The organism is Microbulbifer sp. TYP-18 (assembly GCF_040932045.1).
Lineage (GTDB): Bacteria > Pseudomonadota > Gammaproteobacteria > Pseudomonadales > Cellvibrionaceae > Microbulbifer.
In genome coordinates this window covers 17,106-39,511 of the sequence record NZ_JBFRBC010000002.1, presented here as the reverse complement: position 1 = coordinate 39,511, position 22,406 = coordinate 17,106, and the positions used below count along the sequence as shown (strand labels likewise).

The 22,406-nt window shown below is 60.7% G+C and carries 15 protein-coding genes; 6 read left to right on the top strand and 9 right to left on the bottom strand.

All coding sequences use genetic code 11. The features are described from left to right. Positions 1-14: 14 nt before the first annotated feature. A complete protein-coding gene (locus ABVT36_RS02400) occupies positions 15-1,481 on the bottom strand; it encodes a YdiU family protein (protein ID WP_368455094.1) in 1,467 nt (488 codons plus the stop codon). Further along, positions 1,478-2,944: a Ppx/GppA family phosphatase gene (locus ABVT36_RS02395; RefSeq protein WP_368455093.1), complete on the bottom strand. Its 1,467-nt coding sequence runs from the start codon at positions 2,942-2,944 to the stop codon at positions 1,478-1,480. Before ABVT36_RS02395 ends, ABVT36_RS02400 begins: the two co-directional genes overlap by 4 nt. Positions 2,945-3,149: 205 nt before the next feature. On the opposite strand from ABVT36_RS02395, the gene ppk1 reads away from it, so the two are divergent. Then, the gene (gene ppk1, locus ABVT36_RS02390) at positions 3,150-5,207 is read left to right on the top strand and encodes a polyphosphate kinase 1 (protein ID WP_368455092.1); all 2,058 of its coding nucleotides are present in this window, start codon (positions 3,150-3,152) and stop codon (positions 5,205-5,207) included. Positions 5,208-5,235: 28 nt separating this feature from the next. On the opposite strand, the gene ABVT36_RS02385 is transcribed toward ppk1, so the two are convergent. Both ABVT36_RS02385 and aceK read right to left on the bottom strand, forming a co-directional pair. Next, entirely contained in the window at positions 5,236-5,715 is a 480-nt protein-coding gene (locus tag ABVT36_RS02385; protein WP_368455091.1) for a hypothetical protein, read from the bottom strand. A gap of 198 nt (positions 5,716-5,913) precedes the next feature. Next, on the bottom strand, positions 5,914-7,668 hold the full coding sequence (gene aceK / locus ABVT36_RS02380) for a bifunctional isocitrate dehydrogenase kinase/phosphatase (protein WP_368455090.1): 1,755 nt from the start codon (positions 7,666-7,668) through the stop codon (positions 5,914-5,916). A gap of 88 nt (positions 7,669-7,756) precedes the next feature. Here aceK and ABVT36_RS02375 point away from each other — a divergent pair, with 88 nt between their 5' ends. Then, positions 7,757-8,365 carry a MarC family protein gene (locus tag ABVT36_RS02375; RefSeq protein WP_367149611.1) on the top strand — a complete coding sequence of 203 codons (609 nt, stop codon included), beginning with the start codon at positions 7,757-7,759 and terminating at the stop codon, positions 8,363-8,365. Positions 8,366-8,397: 32 nt separating this feature from the next. Here ABVT36_RS02375 and pstS read toward each other — a convergent pair whose 3' ends face one another. Both pstS and ABVT36_RS02365 read right to left on the bottom strand, forming a co-directional pair. Further along, positions 8,398-9,552, bottom strand: a complete 1,155-nt coding sequence (pstS, locus tag ABVT36_RS02370) for a phosphate ABC transporter substrate-binding protein PstS (RefSeq protein WP_368455089.1) — start codon at positions 9,550-9,552, stop codon at positions 8,398-8,400. 139 nt (positions 9,553-9,691) lie between these two features. Beyond that, the gene (locus ABVT36_RS02365) at positions 9,692-11,608 is read right to left on the bottom strand and encodes a PhoX family phosphatase (RefSeq protein ID WP_368455088.1); all 1,917 of its coding nucleotides are present in this window, start codon (positions 11,606-11,608) and stop codon (positions 9,692-9,694) included. Between the two features lie 196 nt (positions 11,609-11,804). On the opposite strand from ABVT36_RS02365, the gene ABVT36_RS02360 reads away from it, so the two are divergent. Further along, the gene (locus ABVT36_RS02360; RefSeq protein WP_368455087.1) at positions 11,805-14,411 is read left to right on the top strand and encodes a TonB-dependent receptor; all 2,607 of its coding nucleotides are present in this window, start codon (positions 11,805-11,807) and stop codon (positions 14,409-14,411) included. Between the two features lie 135 nt (positions 14,412-14,546). Beyond that, on the top strand, positions 14,547-16,487 hold the full coding sequence (locus ABVT36_RS02355; RefSeq protein WP_368455086.1) for a phytase: 1,941 nt from the start codon (positions 14,547-14,549) through the stop codon (positions 16,485-16,487). Between the two features lie 57 nt (positions 16,488-16,544). Here the strand turns inward: ABVT36_RS02355 and ABVT36_RS02350 are convergent, their stop codons facing one another. The 3 genes from ABVT36_RS02350 to ABVT36_RS02340 form a co-directional block, all read right to left on the bottom strand. Beyond that, a complete protein-coding gene (locus tag ABVT36_RS02350) occupies positions 16,545-17,261 on the bottom strand; it encodes an outer membrane beta-barrel protein (RefSeq protein ID WP_367149606.1) in 717 nt (238 codons plus the stop codon). 160 nt (positions 17,262-17,421) lie between these two features. Continuing rightward, on the bottom strand, positions 17,422-18,069 hold the full coding sequence (locus ABVT36_RS02345) for a replication protein P (RefSeq protein WP_368455085.1): 648 nt from the start codon (positions 18,067-18,069) through the stop codon (positions 17,422-17,424). Then, a complete protein-coding gene (locus ABVT36_RS02340) occupies positions 17,978-19,306 on the bottom strand; it encodes a DnaT-like ssDNA-binding domain-containing protein (RefSeq protein ID WP_368455084.1) in 1,329 nt (442 codons plus the stop codon). Before ABVT36_RS02340 ends, ABVT36_RS02345 begins: the two co-directional genes overlap by 92 nt. 159 nt (positions 19,307-19,465) lie before the next feature. On the opposite strand from ABVT36_RS02340, the gene ABVT36_RS02335 reads away from it, so the two are divergent. Next, positions 19,466-21,706 (top strand): heavy metal translocating P-type ATPase, encoded by a 2,241-nt coding sequence (locus ABVT36_RS02335; protein WP_368455083.1) that lies wholly within the window; start codon positions 19,466-19,468, stop codon positions 21,704-21,706. Then, positions 21,703-22,071 (top strand): cupredoxin domain-containing protein, encoded by a 369-nt coding sequence (locus tag ABVT36_RS02330; protein WP_368455082.1) that lies wholly within the window; start codon positions 21,703-21,705, stop codon positions 22,069-22,071. The genes ABVT36_RS02335 and ABVT36_RS02330 overlap by 4 nt, the downstream gene beginning before the upstream one ends. The last annotated feature ends 335 nt before the right edge of the window (positions 22,072-22,406 follow it).

Here is a 22,406-nt window from a genome sequence, read left to right as displayed (position 1 = left end):
GACTTACCGCCGGTTCAGGAGGAACAGCTGATGGGCATATGCTTGCCCGATGCCGGCGGGGCCGCCGCCCAGGTTTCGTGCTCCGGGTGCTCGTCAAAGGGGGATTGCAGCAGTTCAAACAGGGTCTGCAGCGGCTGAAAGTCGCCGGCTTCGGCGGCGTCTATGACTTTCTGCGCCAGATAATTGCGCAGGATAAACTTGGGGTTGGCGGCCAGCATGGCGCTGTTGCGGTCGTCGCCACTGTCATCCCGGGCCAGCCGTTCGTCATAGTGGTGCAGCCAGTCGAGCAGTGCCTGGTGGTGCGGTTCCGGCAGCAGATTTATCAGGGCGCCGGGCGGGCGTTCGCCGCCATAGTGGGCCAGGGCGCGGAAGAACAGCGTATAGTCGGCCCGGGCCGCGGCGAGCAGTTGCAGCAGATCGGCACAGAGTTTGTGATCCCCCTCCTCGGGTTTGGCGAGACCGAGCTTGCGTCCCATGAGCGCCGCATAGTGATCCGTCAGCTGTGGCTGAAAATCTTCCAGGGAGTCCCGCAATGTGTCGGTGCTGACCAGCGCGGAAAAAGCGTGCGCCAGGGCGTTCAGATTCCACAACACCACCCCCGGTTGTTGCTCGAAGGCGTAACGGCCCGTGTGGTCGGAATGGTTGCAGATAAATTCCGGCTCGTAATCGTCGAGAAAGCCGTAGGGACCGAAATCGAAAGTGTCGCCGATAATCGACATATTGTCGGTGTTGAGCACCCCGTGGGCGAAGCCCTGGGCCTGCCAGGCGGCCACCAGCTCGGCACTGCGCCTCACCGCGAAGCGCAGCAGTGCCTCGGCCCGCTCCGGCGGCGGCAGGGAGAGACTCTGGGGCAGGAAGCGCCGGCAGACAAAGTCAATCAGTTGCTGTAGTGCCTGCAGTTGCCGGGTGTAGAAGAGGTACTCGAAATGGCCGAAGCGCACATGGGTGCGCGCAACCCGAATCAGCATGGCGCCGGTTTCAATGCTTTCACGGGTCACCGGTTCGTCGCTGCCCACCAGGCAGAGGGCGCGGGTGCTGCGGATACCCAGGCCGTGCAGTGCTTCTCCGGCAAGGTATTCGCGAATAGTCGAGCGCAGCACCGCGCGCCCGTCGCCAAAACGGGAATAGGGCGTCTTGCCGGCACCTTTCAGGTGCAGCTCCCACAGTCGCTGGTCCTGTTCTATCTCGCCCAGCAACAGCGCGCGGCCGTCCCCAAGGTCGGGATTGTAGACCCCGAACTGGTGGCCGGTGTACTTCATGGCGAAGGGCCGGCTGCCCGGCAGCAGACGCTTGCCGCAGCCGATGGCGGCCCAGGCCGGGTCGCCGGCTGTGGCGGGGTCTATACCCAGCAGCGTCAGCACCTGTGGATTGACGTGCAGCAGGCGGGGGTGTTCAAACGGCGTGGGTGCAACCCGGCTGCCAAAAACCTCGCCGAGGTCGGCGTAGCGGTGGCTGAGGGCAACTTGGGTCAACTTCTTCATTGTGGGCTCAATTGCAGGCTGAGGGGCTGGTTCTGCCAATGCTCCGACTCCTGGTACAACAGATCCTCGATAGCGGGATGTCGATCCAGCCACGACTGGTGTACGCGCAGAGTGTAGCCGCCCGCGTGGGCAACCAGTTGCAGCTCGCCGGCGTTGCGGTCACTGCGGTCCCGGTGAATGGTACAGGCCAGCCGCAGGCACAGCAGCAGGTCCGGACTGGGGTGGAAGCCGTAGTGCTCCCGCGGCGGTTTGATGCGCCCGCGCTGATTGCGCACCAGGTGCGCGATGTTTTCCTGCTCGCTGGTACCGAAACCCGCCAGGTCCGCGTGTTCGATCATATAGGCGCCCAGCCTGCGGAAGTCGCTGTGGGACAGGGCCAGACCCAGCTCGTGCAGTTGCGCGGCCCAGCGCAGGCGCCGGTGTTCGTCGTCGGACTGGGGGCGCAGCTGCGACAAAAAGTGCAGGGCTGTGTCACCGACGCGCTGCGCCTGGCGCCGGTCCACCCGGGATTGCTGCATCAGCGCTGCCACCGTATCGCTGCGCCTGTCGCCGCCGTGCAGGCGACCGGCGAGATCGTGCACTATGCCCTCGCGGATGGCGTAGGGGGAGACGCGCATGGCGCGGATATCGAGTTCACAAAAGATGCCGTGCAGTATCGCCAGGCCGGCGGCAAACACCGGTCGTCGTTCCGGCTCCAGGCCGGCCAGGTCGATCTCCTCCACCCGGGGGGTGTCGGCCACCTTTGCGGCGAGTTGGTCCAGCGCCTGCCGCTCGATCTCCCCCGGCTCGCCACGATTGAGAATCCGGGCGACGGATTTGATGGTGCCGGAAGCGCCGATCACTTCGGCCCCGTCGGCCAGGTGCTGCAGTTCCTGCAGCTCCGCCCGTGCAGCGCGGCGCGCGCGCTGGAAATTATTGCCATTGGCGGTGCGAATTATGCCGTCGGTGAAAAAACGCCTGCTGTATGAGACGCAGCCCATAAACAGGCTCTGTAACTGCTGTGGGGTTTCGACCCCGCGCACCAGCTCGGTGGAGCCGCCGCCGATATCGATGACACAGCGCTGTTGCGGGGGGCCGGTGGCAGCGGCCATCACACCGCTGTAGATAAGGCGCGCCTCCTCGATGCCGCTGATAATATCGATGGGCACGCCGAGGATGGATTCCGCCCGCTCCAGGAAGTCGTCGGCATCGCGGACCAGGCGCAGGGTATTGGTGCCGACACAGCGCACATGGTTCGCCGGCAGGCCGGCCAGCACCGGGCGGAAGCGGTGCAGTGCCGCAAGGGCCCGTTCTGCCACCGCCGGGTCCAGGTGGCGCTCTGGGTCCAGGCCCTCTGCCAGGCGCACCATGGAGCGGTCGGTGTGCAGGCGCACCATACGCTGTTCACGAAACTCCGCCAGCAACAGGTGGAAGCTGTTGGACCCCAGGTCCAGTGCGGCATAGCGTTCGATGTCCTGCTCCATGCACTACTCAGTCAATAAACTGTCATCTGAATGTAGCAAACTGCCCTGCTATGATTAACCCGGCAGTCAATCAGTCCCCTTGTTCCCCCGCTGATTGCCGTCCCTGAAATCCACTGAGGTAAGGGTATGCAGGCACTCACTTCCAGTGCCGGGGCCCGACCGGGAATCGGATTGGCCCGGGTCCATTTTGATCGGACGTTTTTGCATGCCCAATAATACGCCCCTCTACCCCAAAGAGCTAAGCTGGCTCTCTTTCAACGAACGTGTGCTGCAGGAAGTGGAGGATGAGAGTGTGCCCGTTATCGAGCGGGTGCGCTTTCTCGGGATCTTTTCCAGCAACCTGGATGAATTCTACCGTGTGCGGGTGGCGGATGTGCGCCGCCTGGCCGCGTTTGCCAAGGGGCCGGAACAGAGAGACAGGTTCCGCGAACTGTTGAACAGAATCAACGAAAAGGTGTTGCGGCTTCAGCACCGCTCCTTTGCCGCCTACAGCAAGGTGTTGGCGGATCTCGACAGGCACCAGATCCACATAGTCAACGAAGATCAGTTGTGTGAACGCCAGCTCAGTTTTGTGGAAAATTATTTTCACGACGAAGTACTGCCGGAGCTAGAGCCCTTCTTTATCGATGACCGCGACACCATGCCGCTGCTCAATGAGGTCAGTATTTACTTCGCCATTTACCTGCGCCTTGAGGACGGTTCCGAACGGTTCGCGGCGATGGAGATCCCCACCGACAATCTGCCGCGTTTCGTGACGATTCCACCGCGCCGGGACCGGCAGGAAAAAGTTTACATAGTGCTCGACAACATCATCCGCGCCTGTCTGGCGGAGGTGTTCCGCAATGTGTTGCCGATCAAGTCCGCACAGGCCTATATGTTCAAAATCAGCCGCGACGCGGAGCTGGAGCTAGGAGAGTATATAACCCAGAACATCGTCGACCGTGTGACCAAATCCCTGAAAAAGCGCAAACAGGCAGACCCGGTACGCCTGGCCTACGATGCCAGCATGCCGGAGGTACTGTTGCAGCTGGTGAAGAAGAAACTGAAGATGGGGCGCTATGACAGCTATACACCCGGAGGGCGCTACCACAACTCCAAGGATTTTATGGCCTTTGCAGCGGACTCGGCGCGGCTCTGCTACAAGCGCCCGAAACCGATTCTGATCCTGCCGCGGGGGGAAAGTGTATTCGACCAGCTGAGGCGGCGCGACCAGCTGCTGTATTACCCCTACCACAGCTTCCGCGCCATCACCAACCTGCTGATATCGGCCGCCATCGATCCCCAGGTACGGGAAATCCGTATCAATCTCTACCGGGTGGCGAAAAATTCACGTGTGGTGGCGGCGCTGGTGAACGCAGTGCGCAATAACAAGCGGGTCACGGCGGTGGTGGAATTGCAGGCGCGCTTCGATGAGCTGGCCAATATTCACTGGTCCAATGAACTGCGCGACGCCGGGGTCAATGTCATCTACGGCGTTCCAGGACTGAAGGTGCACTGCAAGCTGATTTCCATCCTGCGCCAGGAGGGCGGCGAGCGGGTTTACTACAGCCACCTGGGCACGGGCAATTTCAACGAGAGCACTGCCAGGGTCTACTGCGATTTCAGCCTGCTTACCAGCGATCAGGGGCTGGGGCAGGATGTTTACCAGGTGTTCGAGTTTATCCAGTACACACATCAGCGCCCCACCTACAACTATATCGCGGTGTCGCCCTACACCAATCGCCCGGCGCTGATCGCCGCCATCGACCGGGAGATCGAAGCCGCCGAGGCGGGCAGGGAAGCGGCGCTGTTTTTCAAGTGCAACAATCTGGTGGACAGCCAGGTGGTGGAGCGGCTCTACCGCGCCAGCGCCGCCGGGGTCAGGGTTCGTATCATAGTGCGGAGCATGTGCTCACTGGTGTGTGAAACCTCGGGGCTGTCCGACAATATAGAGGTGATCAGCCTGGTGGATAAGTACCTGGAGCACGCGCGGGTATACCTGTTCCACAATGACGGGGACCCCCAGGTGTGGCTGTCATCCGCCGACCTTATGACCCGCAATCTGGACCACCGGGTGGAAGTGACTTTTCCCATCACCGATGAAATGCACCGGGATTCCATCAAAAAAATTATGGAACTCCAGTGGAGCGACAATCATAAGGCGCGGGTGCTGGATGCGGAGCAGAGCAACACCCGTATCGCCAACCGGGGCACTGGGCGGGACCTGCGGGCCCAGGATGCTATCTATACCTACCTGAAGCGGCAGAAGTTGTCGGAGCAATGACTTTGGTGCCGGCTTTTTCAGCAACCTGTTAGCGATTAAAACCCACCATTTGCCCGCGGCTGAACGAGAACCGGTAGCGCTCGCCGGTCCTCAACTGGTCCCGACAGCGGGATTGGACCACTATCCGCGGGTATTGGGGGGTCACCACCCAGGTGCCGTAATCCCCCCTGGGGCCCCGCTCAATCAGAGTGAAATAACCGCCGCCCGCGCAGTTAGGGGTGCCTTCGCAGGATTTGTAACTCCAGACATAGGCGCTGACATCGTATTCCTGTGGGAGCTTGTCCGATGCGCGGAAAGGAGTGTCCGGGTCGCCTGTGGTGATAAAGAGGTCGGCAAACGTCAAATGGCTGAAGCCGCGCGCCCCGTTGCTGCACCTGGTTGTGTGCCGGAGGACGCCGTTGCTGTCCCTGCCTTTGACCCCGGGCATTTCACTGGGCAGGTAGCCACAACCCTGGGCCAGCAGAAGGTATAGAGCGCAGATAGCTGCCGCTGGGGCGCGAAAGCGCACACCTTTCTCCTTTGGGGAAAATTCCTTGCCTATTAACCCTGCAATCCAATGGATGATCCCTCAGCGATTGGATTGTCGCCCATGAAAACCAGTGCAATTACACGGAATCGCCTGCTTTTCAAGGGCTTGCGCCGGCCTGTACCGCATTATCCTGGCAGCTTGGTTTGTCGCCGGGATAATAAAGACTATAGCGCTAAATTATTGCGTGGGTTGGGCAGTGTTACTGCGGCGCCGGAAGCGCCACTTGCGCCGATAGGGAAAGGCGCTCTCGATATGTCCCGCGCGTATCCGCTCCTGCAGGTGCTGCCAATAGCGGTAATCGTATAAGTCGCTGTGCTCATCTTCGAATGCTTCGCGGGCGGCGTGATTGCCGGAAAAGAAGAGGCGGAACTCCTGCGGAAAGACGTCATTCTCGTTCACTGTGTACCAGGGGATATCCGCCAGCTCCTGTTCCGGCATATGGGTGTCGGGAATCCTGCGGAAGTTGCAGTCGGTGAGCGGGCAGAGTTCGTCGTAGTCATAGAAAACCACCCGTCCATGCCGCGTTACGCCAAAGTTCTTCAACAGCATATCGCCGGGGAAAATATTCGCCGCCGCCAGCTGCTTGATCGCGTTGCCGTACTCCTCCATGGCTTCGCGCACCTGGTCCCCGCTGGCGTGCTCGAGATAGAGGTTGAGAGGCTCCATGCGCCGCTCTACATAAAGGTGCCTGATGATGACCCACTTGTCGTCCATATGCAGCTTGGAGGGCGCCAGCGCCTGCAGTTCCTCCAGCAGTTCGTCGCTGAAACGGTTGCGGTAAAAAATAAAATTGGTGTACTCCTGGGTATCCGCCATGCGGCCGACCCGGTCGGAGCGGGATACGAACTTGTATTTTTCCCGCACTATTTTTTCGGTGACTGTCTTGGGCCGGTCGAACCTGTCCTTGATCACCTTGAACACCACCGGATAGGAGGGCAGCGTGAAGACGCTCATGACCATACCGCGAATCCCCGGAGCCACCACAAACTTGTCGTTGCTCGTTTTCATATGGGCGAGAATATGCCGGTAAAACTCGGTTTTGCCGTGCTTGTGAAAACCGATGGAGTTGTACAGCTCCGAGCGCTCTTTCAGTGGCATTATGGTGGACAGGAAGCGTACGAAGCGCGATGGAATAGGCGCGTCCACCATGAAGTAGGAGCGGGTAAAACTAAAAATGATACTGGCGGAGTCGTTGCGGTACAGCACAGTGTCGACAAAGATTCCGCCGCGGCCGTTGTTCAGACAGGGCAGCAGCAGGGGAATCACCTGTCCGTCGAACATCATGCGCCCCACCAAGTAGGCGGCCTTGTTGCGGTAAAATACCGACTCCAGCATATCCACCCGCAGCAGCCTGTCGTCCGCCAGCCCGGCCAGCGGCCGGGCCCGCAGCACGGCGCAGATATTCTCAACATCCCGCGGCAGCTTTTCCCAGGGGATGGAGAAGCCGTAATCAGTGAGAATGTCCCCGATCATGGATTCGAGGCCGTCGGCACCACTGTAGCTGATGTAGATGCTGTAATCCCGCAGCGGCTTGTCGTCGGGGGTGCGCGAAGGCTTCACAAACAGGTTGCTGTCGTGGATATGCGCGTGCTGGAACTGGCTGCAAAACACCGAGTTGAAAAAGGTTTCGGCAATTTCGTAGTTGCTGTGATTGGCGATCAGCTGGGCAAAGGTGTGGCGGGCGTCACGCCACAGCGCCAGCGCCGCCGTGTCCTTGCTGGTGACCGAGTGCACCAGCTTGAGCACCTGGTTGACTTTGGTTTTATAGAGGTCGATGCGCTCCCGGTTGGCCTGGTGCGCCTCGTGCCAGGCGGCCCTTTCGAAGCGCGCCTTGGCCCCCAGGGTGATGTTCTGAAAATCGGCGAAGTAGGCGTCGAAGCCATTGAGGATCGTCTTGGCGATGCGTCGCGCTGTCGGAGAGTGATTGGTCATGCGCTAAACTCTTGCCATTGGTGCGGCTTCTCGGGTAGTTTGCATTGCCCTATACGGCGGATGTTAGCACGGTGAGCGGGAGCGGGACTTGGACGATTGGATCAGTAGCTTTGTCTTTTTCTTTGCGGTGATAGACCCGGTGGGAACACTGCCGGTGTTCATCGCGGTGACGGCCCGCCATTCGGAGTGGCAAAAGCGCAAAATCGCTTTTTTGTCCGTGGCGGTGGCGACCGGCATTCTGCTGTTCTTTCTGGTTGCGGGCCAGTTTCTGCTGGAGAGCATCGGCGTGCCCCTGTCCGCGTTTCAGGTATCCGGCGGTGTGGTGCTGTTCCTGTTCGCCCTCACCATGATCTTTGGGCCGGGCAAGCCGGAACAGGAAGTGGAAATGGTGCAGAGCGGCCACGAGACCGCCATTTTTCCCCTTGCCGTGCCATCCATCGCGTCGCCGGGGGCCATGCTGGCCGCGGTGGTGTTGACCGATAATCACCGCTTCGACCCCATCCATCAGATGCGCACCGCTACCGCCATGCTGCTGGTGCTGGGCCTGGTTTTGCTGCTGTTGCTGACCGCCCGCTGGGTGTATCGCTGGATTGGTGATGCCGGTGCCAGTATCGTCAGCCGGGTAATGGGACTGATCATCGCCTCGGTGGCGACCACCAATGTACTGCTGGGGGTGCAGCAGTTTTATGCCATGTAGCCAGGCCCGGTTCGGGGGTAGCGGACTCCGGGTCAGCGGATGTACTTGGCAGCCTCGCGCGCTTTGGCGCGAATTTCTTCCGGTAGTGGAATATAGCCCAACTCGTCCGCCAGTGCCTGGGCCTCGTCACTCAGCATGTAATTCACCAGCAGGTTGAGGGCCTCCGCCTCGTAGCTGTTGTCGTGCTCGGTGGGGATTATCAGCCAGGAGAAGTTGGTGATGGGGTAGGCCTGTACATCCTCCGGGTCCCAGGTCCAGGCAACCAGATCGGGCACTTCGCTGGCAGGTAGTGTGTCATTGGGGAAGCTGATGCCGACCAGTGCCGCGGCTCCTGTATGCAGTCCCGGGTCGATATAGGTGCCGGCGCGGTTTTCCAGTTTGGCCACCGGCAGCCCGGTCAGTTTGGCGTAACCGTAATTGAGGTAACCGATGGCGCCCGGTTTTTGGGATATCCGCGCGGACACACCGTCGTTTTTGGGCGCCTTGATGATATTGGCCTCGCTGGGCCAGCTGGGTGTGATTGCAGGGCCCACTTTGTTCCTGAACTCCTCGCTGATGGCGCTCAGGTGGCCGGTGAACACATAGCTGGTGCCGGATGCGTCGGAGCGGGTCACCAGGGTGATATCCAGGTCCGGAAGGTCGATGTCGGGATTGGCCGCCGCAATTTGCGGGTCGTTCCATTTGGTGATTTCACCCAGGAAAATCTTCGTATACACCTTTCGGGGCATATACAGTTCTTCCACACCCGGCAGGTTGAACGCCAGTACGATTTTGCCGGCAGTCACCGGCAGCAGCACCAGGCCGTGGGTTGCCTGCGCCATCTCCTCGTCGGTCATGGCGGCGTCCGATCCAGCGAAATTCACCACATCGTGGATAAAGTCCAGCACGCCGGCGCTGCTGCCCTTGGCGTGGTAATCAATAGTCACCGTCTTGTATCTGTCGGTGAAGTTTTTGAACCACTGGGAAAAAATCGGATGTGGGGAAGAGGCGCCGGATCCATACAACTGCACTGACTTGGTGAATTCCGGGGCCGGTTCCTCTTGTTTGGGGGGATCGGCCGCGGGTTCGGGGGCCGGTGCTTCGCTCTCTTTTTTACCAGTGTCGCAGCCGCACAGGATTGCCAGTGCCAGCAGCAGGGAGGTAAGTCCCGGGGAGACGGCGTTGCGGATCCTGGCGGTGGCGTGCATGCAGCGGCTTCCCCGGATTTAAGACAGGCGCTGTCGTGAACACAAGCGGCGACAGCGCGGATTTGGCAGAGATACCCTAGGATTCTAGTTCAGTGGGTCGATAGGGTCCGGGGTGCCGGCATTTTGGCTGCGGGAAAATTCAGCTGCCCACGGGTCCGCCATCCCGTCTGCGGATGGCCACTACCGAGGGCCTGGGGGGCAGCTCCGGATCATTGTCCGGCCAGCGGTGCGCCGGCTCATCGAATGTGGAGTCGCGGCTGTCAGCGGGGTGTTGCACCGCCACGAACAGAGTGGTGCCATCGGGGGTGAATTCCGGACCACAGACTTCCGCCCCCAGAGGGCAGCCGAAGAAGTGTTTGGGTATGGCGCGCCCCTCGCCTTCGGTGGCCATGGCCCAGAGGCCGTCGTGGAAACCGAAATCCTCGCAGCCATCGGTGGCGATCCACATGTTGCCACGCTGGTCGAAGGCGACATTGTCGGGGTTGGCAAACCAGCCGTCGGGTGAAATGTCCCCGGCGGACTGCTGTCCGTAGGCGCCCCGCTCGGCCGGGTCTTCGGCCTGGGGGTTGCCCCCCAGCAGAAAAAGATTCCAGCGGAAAGTGTCGCTGGTGTGATCGCGGTTGCCCTGTGTGCCCGGCGGCACTATTTCCAGGACGTGGCCGGCGCTATTGCGCGGCCGCGGGTTGCTGGCATTCAAGCCATCCTCGCCGCGCCGCTTGTTTTTGGTCAGCATGACATAGGTGCAGTCATTGACGGGGTTGGTCTGCACATCTTCGGGTCGGTCCATGGGCGTTGCACCCAGCAGTGTGGCGGCGCGGCGCGCATCGATAAGCACATCGGCCTGGCTGTGAAATCCGTTGTCGGCGGTGAGGGGGCCGAGACCGAATACCAGCGGCAGCCAGCGTCCACTGCCATCTTGATCAAATCGACCGGCGTAGAGGGTACCCTCGCTGAGCAGCTGCCGGTTGTCCGCCTGAGTTTCATAGCGGCCGCTGGACAGGAAGCGGTAGACAAACTGGTGCTCATCGTCATCGCCCCCGTAAGCGGCGATGAGCTGGCCCGGCTTGGCCACCAGGGTAAAACCCTCGTGCTCGAATCGCCCCAGGGCGGTCAGTTTGCGCGGTGTGCTTGTGGGATCGTAGGGATCTATCTCCACCATCCAGCCGAAACGATTGGGCTCATTGGGCTCCCGCTCGATATCGAAGCGGGAGTGGTGGTCGCCCCAGTTGCGGTTGTCCGGCCCTATGCCAAAATCCCGGTGGTTGCGGGCTTCCGCCGGGTCGGCGACCTTGTCCGGATTCCCCTGAAAGGCGTCGCCAAAACCCTCTTCGGCAATTAACAAGGTACCCCAGGGTGTTTTGCCGCCGGCGCAGTTGGCGATGGTTCCGACCGGGCGCCGCCCGCTGGGGTCGGCACTGGTGCGCAGTCTGGGGTCGCCCGCGGCGGGGCCGACTATTTCCATCGGCGTGGTGACGGTGATGCGGCGGTTGTAGGCACTCTCCAACACCGGCCGCCAACCTTCATCGGTTTTTTTTACCTCGACGATGGAGTGGCCGCAGGCGGCCATTTCGATCGCCACATGCTCCGCGCTCACTTTGCGGCCGGCACTGCGTTTATCCGCGTAACCGGGAAACATCAGGTGGGGCAAAGTGTATTCGTGATTGACACACAGCAGGCCCGAGCGGCTGTTGTGGCTGCAGCTGTGGCGCAGCCCCTCGGCGGGGCCAACATTGCTGTCCAGGGGCATAAAAGCGATAAAGTCGTTGTTGTAGCCGAAGCGCCTTTGCTGTTCAGCGGGGGTCAGCGCGGCGGGCTTAAAAGTGTCGCCCCCCGCGTCGATAGGGTCACCCCAACGCAGCAGTATGTCGGCGGTATAGTCTTTCGGCAGGTGGTGCCTCGCGTCCAGCCTATGGGGAATTTCCGCAAAACCCAGGTTTTTTTCTGCGCTGCGGTGTCCGCTGCTACAGGCCGTCAACAGGGCCGCACCGCCACCGGCTGCAAGCCCCAATGTCTTTATAAAGTGCCTTCGAACTGGATTTCGCGGATTCTTGCTCATTAATTTTCACCTTTTTGCCGGCCGCGCGGTATGGACCGCCGGGTTAATAATCAGCTAAGCCGGAGCATAAATTCTGCCGCCCTTTGGTGAACTTTGTATGACAACCGTAAAAAAACTGTCACGCAACGTTAATCATGGCCCACTAGGCTGCGCCCCATCAAATTTATGGCCTAGCACAAAATGGCAAGGGGGTAACGTGAACAATAAATCACTCTGCGGTGTGAAGGGTGGGGTGCCACTCACCACCCTGGCGGTCTTCGCAATCAGTGTTAACCTGGGTGCCCAGGAAACGCCAGACGATAGCCCCCGAGCGATGGAAACCATTGAGGTGACGGCCCAGGCGGCCAACGCCAGCAGTGCTATCGAACGGCAGCGGGCGTCCGACAAGGTTGTCTCGGTGTTGACTTCGGAGGCCATCGGCTCCCTGCCGGACGCCAACGTGAGCGAAGCGCTGCAGCGGATTCCGGGCGTGTTTATTGAACGGGACCAGGGCGAGGGCCGCTTTGTCGGCGTGCGTGGTATAGACCCGAATCTGAATGCCGCCAGCATCAACGGCATGGGCATCCCGGCCCCGGAGCGGGACCGCCGCTCCGTTGCGCTGGATGTGATTCCGTCGGATTTGCTCTCCAGCCTGGAAGTGTTCAAGACGCTGACTCCGGACATGAGTGCCGATTCCATCGGTGGCGCCATCGAGATCAAGAGTCTGAACGCATTCGATCGGGATGGGCGCAGCGTCAAAATGACGGTTGAGAACGGTTACAGCGCCCTGCAGGAGGAGACCAGCCCCAAGCTGTCGGGCGCTTTTACCGAGGTATTCGAACTGGACGGGCGCGAGCTGGGCGTGGCGCTGGCCGCCAGCTGGCAACAGCGTAACTTCGGTTCCGAGAACATTGAGACCGATGGCGTGTGGCAGCCACTCACGGCTCTGGATGGCAGCGAGGCCGTTGGTGCCACTGAGCTGGAGCAGCGGGACTACACAGTGACCCGTGAGCGCACCGGCCTGGTGGCCAATTTTGACTATCGCCCCAACGACAGCACTGAATTTTTCCTGCGCAGTCTCTATTCCGATTTTTCCGACGAGGAACAGCGCCAGCGCAATTCGTTTAAGTTGGACGAGGAGAACGACGAGCCGGACACCATCGCCGAAGGCTTTGCGGTCTGGTCCGGTGCCGCACTGGAAAAAGAGCTGAAAGACCGCTCTGAGGAGCAGAAGATTTTCTCTGTGGTCGCCGGTGGCGAGCACAGCTTTGCCCAGTGGGGCGTGAATTACTCGCTGGGCTATTCCCAGTCAGAGGAAAACGAACCGGGCCGCCGGGATACCACATTCGTGCAGGAAGGGCTGCAGCTGGGCTATACCCGTGCCGGTGAGAGACCTCAACTGACGGCCGGGGAGGCCGCATTCACCGCGGCCAATTACGAACTGGACGAACTGGTGGTTGAAAACAATTTCACCGAGGACGGGGAAACCAGCTTCCGTCTGGATATCAGTCGCGAACTGCAGCTGGCGGGCAACCCTTCGTCGCTGCAGTTTGGCCTCAGCGAACGCCGCCGCAAAAAGAGTGATGACGTCAATGCAACCGTCTACGACGGTTTTGGCGGTGACTACACACTGGCGGACTTTGCTGCGGACAACCTGGATTACAGTCTGGCCGATTTCGGTCCGGCGGTGAATCGCAGTGCCCTGAATCGTTTTATTAGTGCCAATATCGACAGCTTTGACATTGACGCCACCGATACGGCGCTGAATTCCACCCGCGACTATAAGGTGGAAGAGGACGTCTCTGCTCTTGATGTCATGAACAGCATCGACTTTGGCAACGGCAATCTGGTCTATGGCCTACGTTACGAGGCGACCGAGTTTCGCGCCAATGGTTGGCGCGCCGTGGAATCCGATGACGCTGTAGAGGGTGCCACCCAGGTGGCGGAAGATGTATATGTTTCCGCTACTGCCTATCAGCGGGAATATCACCACATCTTCCCCAGCGTAAATCTGAAGTACCAACTCAGTGATAATATACTGCTGCGCGGCGCCTATACCGAATCGCTGGCCCGCCCGTCCTTTGGTTATTTAAACCCGTCCCCCGCAGCCGTCGAGTACGATGATGGAGAGCTGGAGGTGGAGGCGGGCAATCCAAACCTGGATCCATTCGAGTCGCAGAATCTGGATTTTTCCTTTGAGTATTACGCCGATACCCTGGGGATGTTTTCCGTGGGTGTTTTTTACAAGAACATCGATCACTTCATCGCCATTGCGGATGTGGCCGATCGTGTGGATCTCACCCAGTTCCTGGGCGGCCTGCCGATCGAAGAGGCGCAGGTGTTGCAACCCATCAATGGGGACACAGCGACTCTGACCGGCGCCGAGCTCGCCTGGACCCGCGGCTTCGACAATGGCCTGCTGCTCAAGGCCAACGCCACCTTTACCGACTCAGAGGCGCAGCTGGACCTGGGTCACGGGACCAGCCGCAGCGAAACCATTTCCCTGCCGCAGCAGGCGGATACGGTTGCCAACCTGATTCTCGGATATGAACGCGACGCTTTCAGTATGCGCCTGTCCGCCGCTTTCAGGGGCGCACGCCTGCTGGAACTGGACCTGGAAGACGCGGCTTTCGATCTGTACGAGGACGACCATTTGCAGTTTGATCTGACTGCAAAATACAGTTTTCAAAACGGCGTGCAGTTGTCCTTTAGCGGTATCAACCTGACCGATGAACCTTTCTACGCCAATCGCAATGGTTTCAACGGTCAGTACGAGGAGTATGGCCCCTCCTATGTGCTCGGTCTGACCTACAGCAATTTTTAACTTCGTGCAGTAGCGCAGTTTTCAGTGCTGCCTGCTATCAGTGGCTATTGAGAAACAATGTCGATTCCAGTGTCCACCGCGCCGGCGGCGGGGTAGTTTATGGAGGTTTAACTGGTGCGAGAGTCCGCAAACGCTATGAGAAAAAACGGTTGGCAATATGGATTGGCGGCACTGGTCCTATTGTCTGTCGGTGCATGTCAGCGGGAGGCATCCCGGGACCTTTCGCCGTCGCCCTGGCGCCCTGTAGAGGAGATGAATTTTCCCCACCTGCAGGCCAGCCAATTGTCACCCTTCCAACTGGGTGGCCTTGATTATGTATTGCTGGGCAGTGAGGTCCGGGGCCTGGTGCTGGCCGATGCCGACGGCAGTCGGGTTCTGGAGTCCGGCAGTGGCAGTGTGGAGCATTTCGCCACCCAGCGTCAGGCGGACGGCAGCTGGCTTGTAGCCGCCTATGACGGCGACGTCGGTGAATTACAGCTGCGCCGCCTCAGCGCTGTCTCTGGCGAAGCCGGACCGACAATGCATTTTCTCGGCGCTGTTGATCTCTCCGCATCTCCCGCCGCTCTGTGTTTTTCCCGCCAGGCGCAGCGCGCGCACCTGTTTGTGATCGGCGAAGACGGCGTGGGCCGTGAGTTCATTGTGCATACAGCGCCGCAGGCGTGGCAGTTCAGTGAGGTGCGCCTGCTGTATTTTGGTCCCCAGGTCACCAGCTGCGTGGTGGACGACCGGCGACAGCAGCTGCTGGTGGCCCAGCCTCCCCTGGGTATCTGGGCTTTGCACGCCAGTGCCGAAGCGGATGAAAACCGCAGGGTTGTTGTCCCCGGCGGTGCACTGGGGGAGGAGTTTGGCGGGCTTTGGTTGGACAGAGACAGAGACGAACTCTGGGTTGCCGGTGGCGCGCGGGTGCGGGCTTACAGTCTGGGCCTGCTGCCGGGCACCCCGGTATTTGAGCGCGCCCTGGCGGATATGGCGCCGGTCTCCATTGCCTTGCAGCGGGACCTTTTGCTGGCACTGGGTGAAGAGAGCAGCCGGGTGCAGAAATACGATGTGGCGCGGTCGCCAGCCGTTGCCGGGGCACAGGCTCCTGTGGCCGCAGCGCCAATTCCACAGGTGCTTCCCCGCGCCCAGACGCAGCCGGTGGCTTCCGGGGGCGATGCCGCCGACGATCCCGCCATCTGGGTCAATGGGCGTGACGCCAGTGCCAGCCTGGTGCTGGGCACGGACAAGAAGCATGGACTCAACGTCTACCGGCTCGATGGCACTCTGGTGCAGCAGTTTCCGGTGGGCCGGGTCAACAATGTAGATCTGCGTCCGGTGGCGCAGGGGCGTTTCGCTGCACTGGCGGCAGCATCCAATCGCACCACTGCGGGGATCAATCTGTTTGGCATCACTGCGGACGGGTTGGTGGAACATCTCGGGCTGCGCCCGGTCTCCATGGGCGACCCCTACGGTCTCTGTATGTACCGCCGGGATGGCAACTTCTATGCCTGGTTGTCCGACAAGGACGCAGGCCTGCAACTGCTGGAAATCCAACTGCAGGACAATGGGCTGGAATGGCAGCTGCGCAAGGTCGCCGAATTACAGGTCGCCAGTCAGGTAGAGGGCTGTGTGGTCGACGACGAGCGCGGCACCCTGTTTTTCGGCGAGGAGGATGGTGGGGTCTGGCGGCTGGATATCGCCGCATTCCTGGCCCACCGCGCCGGGCCGGAACTGGTGGCACCGGTGGATGGCGGGCAGCTGGTGGCGGATGTGGAAGGCATGGGGCTATACCTGGACGGGCCCCACAGCTATCTGGTGGTATCCAGCCAGGGCAACGACAGCTATGTGCTGTTCAGTCGCGATGGCAGCGAGTTTGTCGGCCGTTTTCGCGTCGCGGCCAATCTGCAGTTGGGAATTGACGGCAGTTCGGAAACAGACGGGTTGGATGTCACCAGTGCCATGCTCGGTGCCGATTACCCCCAGGGCCTGTTGGTGGTGCAGGATGGTCGCAACCGCATGCCCGGCGCGGCTCAGAATTTCAAACTGGTATCCTGGCAGGATGTCATGCGGCAGTTGCCTGCGGGTCACTCTGACTGAATTGGTGGCACCTGCGGCTGGCGGTGCTACAAGCACCGCCATAGTCGGGTTCATATCTCAGAAGTGGGTGCTCCAGCCAAGGGACAGTGTGTTGGCGTCGAAGGTGCCGCGCAGCTCATCGCTGCCCATGCTCTGCAGCGTCTCCCACTCCAGGCGCAGTGCCCAGGCATTGTCGTGCACATAACTGACACCGGCCCCATAGCCATACATAAAGCCTGTGTCGCCGTTGCTTCCCCTGCGATTGACGTTGTCCAGTTCTTCGAACACCTCACCCGTATTCAGGTCGACGAAGGTGACTAGATCCTGGCCGGTTTGTTTTTCGTGCAGTTGCCCGCTCCAGAAGCCGCCGCCGAGTTTTCCAAACAGACTGAAACTATCCCCTGCCAGTGGCCAGTGCCCCACTATATAGCCGGCGCCCAGATGCGTTTCCACCTTGTCGATGATATGCAGAAACTTTCCGAGGTCGTTGCTGAGATAGAAACCCAGTTCGGTCCGGTTCAGGCGCTGCAAACTGGCCTCCACGGCCAGATACGGCGACCAGCGCCAGCCGGCGTAGAGCTTCACACTGCTACCGGTATCGCTGCACTTGTCACTGGAAGCCATTTCGGGGCCGGCATCGACGCGCTGCACAAAGCGATCGGCGGCCTCGCAGAAGCCGCTTTGTCCGGTATCGCCAAAACTGATACCGGCGTAACGGTGGGAGTAAAAGTCGGCGCTGGCCAGGTTTGGCAGCGACAGAAGGGGTACCGCTAGCAGAAAAGAGGGTCTGGTCATGACGTCACCTGCTGGCTGGAAAAAAGTTTATTCTTGTGAGGCCCTCCGGGCCTGTTATTTATACGGCGATTCTATTGTTCTGAACAGGCCCTGGATCATCGCCCTTGAACTCTGGGAATTGTCCCGGGGCGGTGCTCCGGGAAAAAGCATCGGGGCCCGGTTAGAGACCCAGCTCCGCGCGCAACGCCGCCAGTCTTTGCGCGTTTTCCTCTTTGCCCAGGGGCTCGCCGGGACTGTCCTCCAGTTGCAGCTGCTCCGGCGGTGCAAGTTTCTGTCCTTCCAGTACCTGCGCGCATATCCTGCGATAGTGCTTGGCAAATACCGGGAAGGCAACCGATTCCGGGTTGTTGGCGAGGAAAAACCAGTTGGCCTCGCGCCCGGCGTGGTACACAGCCGGGTGGCTCCAGTGGCAAGCGGCCTTGGGACTGGGGGCGTTGCACGCCTCCCGGTAGGCGGCGCGGGCCTCCGGCAGTCCCCTGTCACCGGCGGCGCACAGCTTGAGCATCTTGTGCACTGTGGGCAGGTATTCGCTTTGCAGAATGGCTCGCTTGGCGCCGGCCATTATCTCTTCCGGGGTGAAGGCGGCCAGGGCTTCGAGCCACAGCCGCTGGGCATGGTGCAGTGTCTGGGTGTCCGGAAACGCCGCGCTGTACTGGTTGTGGTAGTTCAGTTTGAACAGGCCGAATACCTGGTTGACGGCGGCTACCTTTTCCCGGTCAGTTGGCCCAGCTCGTGTCTGCGAGGATGTCCCCGATGGAGCGGTCGCGGGTTCGCTGGTTTTCGTTGTTGGTACTTTGCTGGGTGCCATGTGCCCGTCCTATCGCCAGTTTGTTGCGCTCCGCCCATTGGTGGCGCGCGTGGCGCACAAACACGGCGTCCCAACTCTTGCGCGCCGCGTTTTGATCGCGCCAGTAGAGAATGAATTCCGGCACCAGTGCCAGGGCGAAGTCCCGTTCTATTTCACACTGGTTGACCAGGTGACTCAAGCAGTCGCCTCCCGGCTGCCAGTTGCGCGGAATAGGCTTGGCCACCGGATTCTTCTCGATCCCCTGGCAGAAATAGGCCCACTCCTCGCGCGCATACTCGATGAACAATTCACCCCAGCGCGCACTGTGGCCACCGCGCTCCAGCCATTTGTAGATAAACTCCGGCAGCAGCTCGGCGGCGAAACTGGGGTTGATGGCCAGGCGCCGCAGCTGCTCCCAGGTGTGCTCACTGGGCTGCCAGTCGCGGGTCATGGCGGCGGGCCTGCGCTTTTCGATAAAGGGGGTGTCCTGCTTCTCCCAGTCCTCCATCACCCAGTCGTTGAATTCCAGGTCCCAGGAAATGGATTGCTTGCCACTGGAGCCGTGGTAGTCACGAAAACGCTGTAGCGCCCGCTGCACAAAAGTGCTGGGTACCCCCTCGTCCGCCAGCTTGCGCAATGTCTCGTCGACCGGGCGCCAGTCCGCCGGCAGCGGCTGCTTCCGCTGCGCGGTGGCCCGGAATGCCTCCCATTTGGTTTTCACCTGCTTGAGAAACAGAGCGCCGAAGGAGTGGCGCGGCTGGCCCCGTTCACGCCAGTAGGTGACAAACTCCGGCAGCTGTTCGCGCACGAAGTGTTCCGGCACCCCCAGTTGCGTAATGCGCGCAAGCGTCTCCTGATCCGGCTGCCAATTGGGGGCAATGGTGTTGGCGCTGCGGGAGCTGGGTGCGGCAACCGGCGGTATTTGTCGTGCCCTCGAGTCGCCGGGGGTGTAGTCGCCCGGCAGTGCGAATTTAAGCAGGCTGCTTTCGCCGTAGGGTGCTGCGCCCAGCAGCAGGGCGCCCTGGTTGCGCAGGCTGGTGGCGACCCTCTGGATGTCCGCCGGCTGCCAGAAGGGCAGTTGCAGCTGCAGCTGCCGGGCATCCGCACTGTACCAGTCCCGCCCCGGGTGGGATTCCGCCGGCAGGAAGGGCAGCAGATCACCCAGAGCCGTCAGCAACACCGCTTCCTCCAGGCCGAGGGTGGCGGCCAGAGCCGGTGAAATACTCAGGGGACGTTCGGGAAGCAGGGGGTGTCGCATAGTGGCATTCTAACATCCGCACATCGGCTGTGCGCGGTGTCTTTTGGTGCCAAACCACTCGTTCGACAGCACGGTGGGGTGGATCCGCGACCTTTTCCTTGCGCGGATTTTGGGCCGGGATTTAAGCTTGACTATCGAAGTACCAGTGGCGGAGTGGTTATGACCGGTCAAACACTAAACTTTCGACTGCGCGGCATCCGCTGTGCCAGCTGTGTCAGCAAGGTAGAGGCAGCTTTGAAGTCTGTCCCCGGTATCGGGGAAATCAGGGTCAACCTCGCCGATCGCTCCCTGAGCGTGGCGGGGCAGGTCAGTGAATCCCAGTGCATCGCCGCTGTCAGGGCGGCGGGCTACGACGCCGAGCCGGTACACCCGGACGCGCGCGAGTCGCGGGAGAGGCAGCGCGAAGAAGAACGGCGCCTTTACCACTCCCTGTTGTGGCGCTGTGCCGCGGCACTGGGCCTGGGAGTGCCGCTGATGGCCTGGGGGCTGTTGGGCGGTGACATGGCGGTGACCACTCTGGGGCAACAGTTATTGTGGGGCCTGGTGGGGCTGCTGACATTGGCGGTACTGGTTTTCTGTGGCGGACATTTCTTTACCGGTGCCTGGCGGGCTTTTCTGCATCACAGTGCCACCATGGATACCCTGGTGGCACTGGGAACCGGTGCCGCCTGGCTGTTTTCCATGGCCGTGGTACTGATGCCCCAGGCACTTCCCGAAGCCGCGCGGCACGTTTATTTCGAAGCCAGCGCCATGATTATCGGCCTGATCAACCTGGGTCAGGCACTGGAACTCCGCGCCCGCAGTCGCACCGGCTCGGCGGTGGAGAAACTGCTGGAACTGCGGGATACCACCGCGCGGGTGCTGCGCGCCGGGTCCGAGGAGGATGTGCCGCTGGAGCTGGTGCAGGTAGGGGATCGCATCCGGGTGCGTCCCGGTGAAAAAATTCCCGTGGATGGTACCGTCGAGGAGGGAGCCAGTCTGGTGGACGAATCCATGCTCACGGGTGAACCGGTACCAGTGCGCAAGGCGGCGGGGGATTTTCTGGTTTCCGGCACTCAGAACCAAAATGGCAGCCTGCTGTTTCGGGCGGAAAAAGTCGGCGCCGACACACGTCTGGCCCATATCGTCAAGATGGTGCAAAACGCCCAGAGTTCGCGGGTCCCAATCGCCCGCCTGGCGGACAAGATCTCCGGTATTTTTGTACCGGTAGTCATAATTTTCGCCCTGTTGGCAGCGCTGGTCTGGTTTAACTGGGGACCGCCGCCGCAGGCTGCCCATATGCTGGTGGTGCTCACCTCGGTATTGATTATTGCCTGTCCCTGTGCCCTGGGTCTGGCCACCCCTATGTCGGTGATGGTGGGCGTGGGCAAGGGGGCCGAATACGGTGTGCTTATTCGCAATGGCAAGGCGCTGCAACAGGCCAGCAAACTGGACACCCTGGTGGTGGATAAAACTGGCACTTTGACCGAGGGCGCGGCGCGGGTGACCGATATTGTCACCGGCGGTGACAGGAGCGAAGCGGAACTGCTCACCGTCCTCGGCAGCCTGGAGCTGGGTTCGGAACACCCGTTGGCGGCGGCACTGGTGTCGGCGGCAAAGGACAGGCACCTGACGCTGAACGCGGCGACGGATTTCAATGCCGTTATCGGCCAGGGTGTGACGGGCACCGTCGAAGGCAAACGAGTGGCGTTCGGCAACCGGAAATTGATGCAGCGGGAAAGTGTCGACATCAGCCACTGGCAGGAACGCGCACACGCACTGGCGGACCTGGGGCGCACGGCCATCTTTGCGGCCATCGATGGCAGGGCCGCCGGCATTATTGCGGTTGCCGACCCGCTGCGGGCCGATGCCGGGGCGGCGGTGGCGCGGCTGCAGTCACTGGGTTTGCGGGTAGAGATGCTTACCGGCGACAACCAGGCTACGGCGGAGGCGGTGGCGCGGCAGGTGGGAATCGAGAGGGTGCATGCGGATCTGCAGCCGGAGGACAAACAGCGTATCGTCGCCGAGTTACAGCGGGGTGGCGAGCTGGTGGGGGTGGCAGGTGATGGCATCAACGATGCACCGGCACTGGCGCGCGCGGATGTAGGTTTTGCCATCGGCGCCGGGACCGATGTGGCAATTGAAACGGCCGACGTGACTCTGATGCGCTCTTCCCTGCATGGGGTCGCCGACGCGATTGAACTGTCCCAGGCCACCCTGCGCAATATTCGCCAGAATCTGTTCGGTGCCTTTATTTACAACACTTTGGGAATACCCATAGCGGCGGGAGTGCTCTACCCCTTGACCGGCGCTTTGTTGAGTCCGGTGGTCGCCGGTGCCGCCATGGCTTTTTCATCGGTCACGGTAGTGAGTAATGCCGGCCGTCTGCGGTTCTTTCGACCGACGGAGGCTCGGGTATGATGCATTTATTGGTCAACCTCACCGGTTTGCTGTTGATTGGTGCCACCGTCTGGTGGTTCTGGCTGGGGCCGACAAAAACCGCTGCCGCCGTGCCACCCTCAGCGTCGAAGCTGGAAATACTGGTCAAGGATGGCGTCTACCAGCCTGATCAAATCCTGTTGCCGGCGGGCCAGCCCACTGAACTGATTTTTCGGCGTGAGGACCCCAACCCCTGTGCCGAACATGTCCTTTTCCCCGACCTTGAAATCAGTGCCCAGCTGGCATCTGATACCAGCACCAGCCTCCAGCTGCCGGCACTGAAGGCCGGTGAATACCCGTTTCACTGTCAGATGCAGATGTACCGCGGCCGGCTGCTGGTGGAGTGATATTGGGTGAGGGGGCTCTCCGCAGTCTGTCGTCCCCAGCAGGGATTTAGCAGGCTGTTGAAATTCGAAGAATTTCGACGCCTGGTACCGGAATATGGATGTTCCGGCAAAATCAACGACGCCTAAGTCGTTGATTTTGGGAGAAAAGTGAAAATCACATTTTTCGCTTTTCGTGTTTTGAAACAGGCAGGATGCCTTTTTCAACAACCTGTTGGGGCTCGCAAATCAAGCGCGTAACTGCTTGATTGGTTGTAGAGGGCTCGCGGACATGCACCGCAAACCGGATTGAGGAAAGCCAGGGGCGGCTTTTTCAATATCCTCTTTAAGGAACCCGA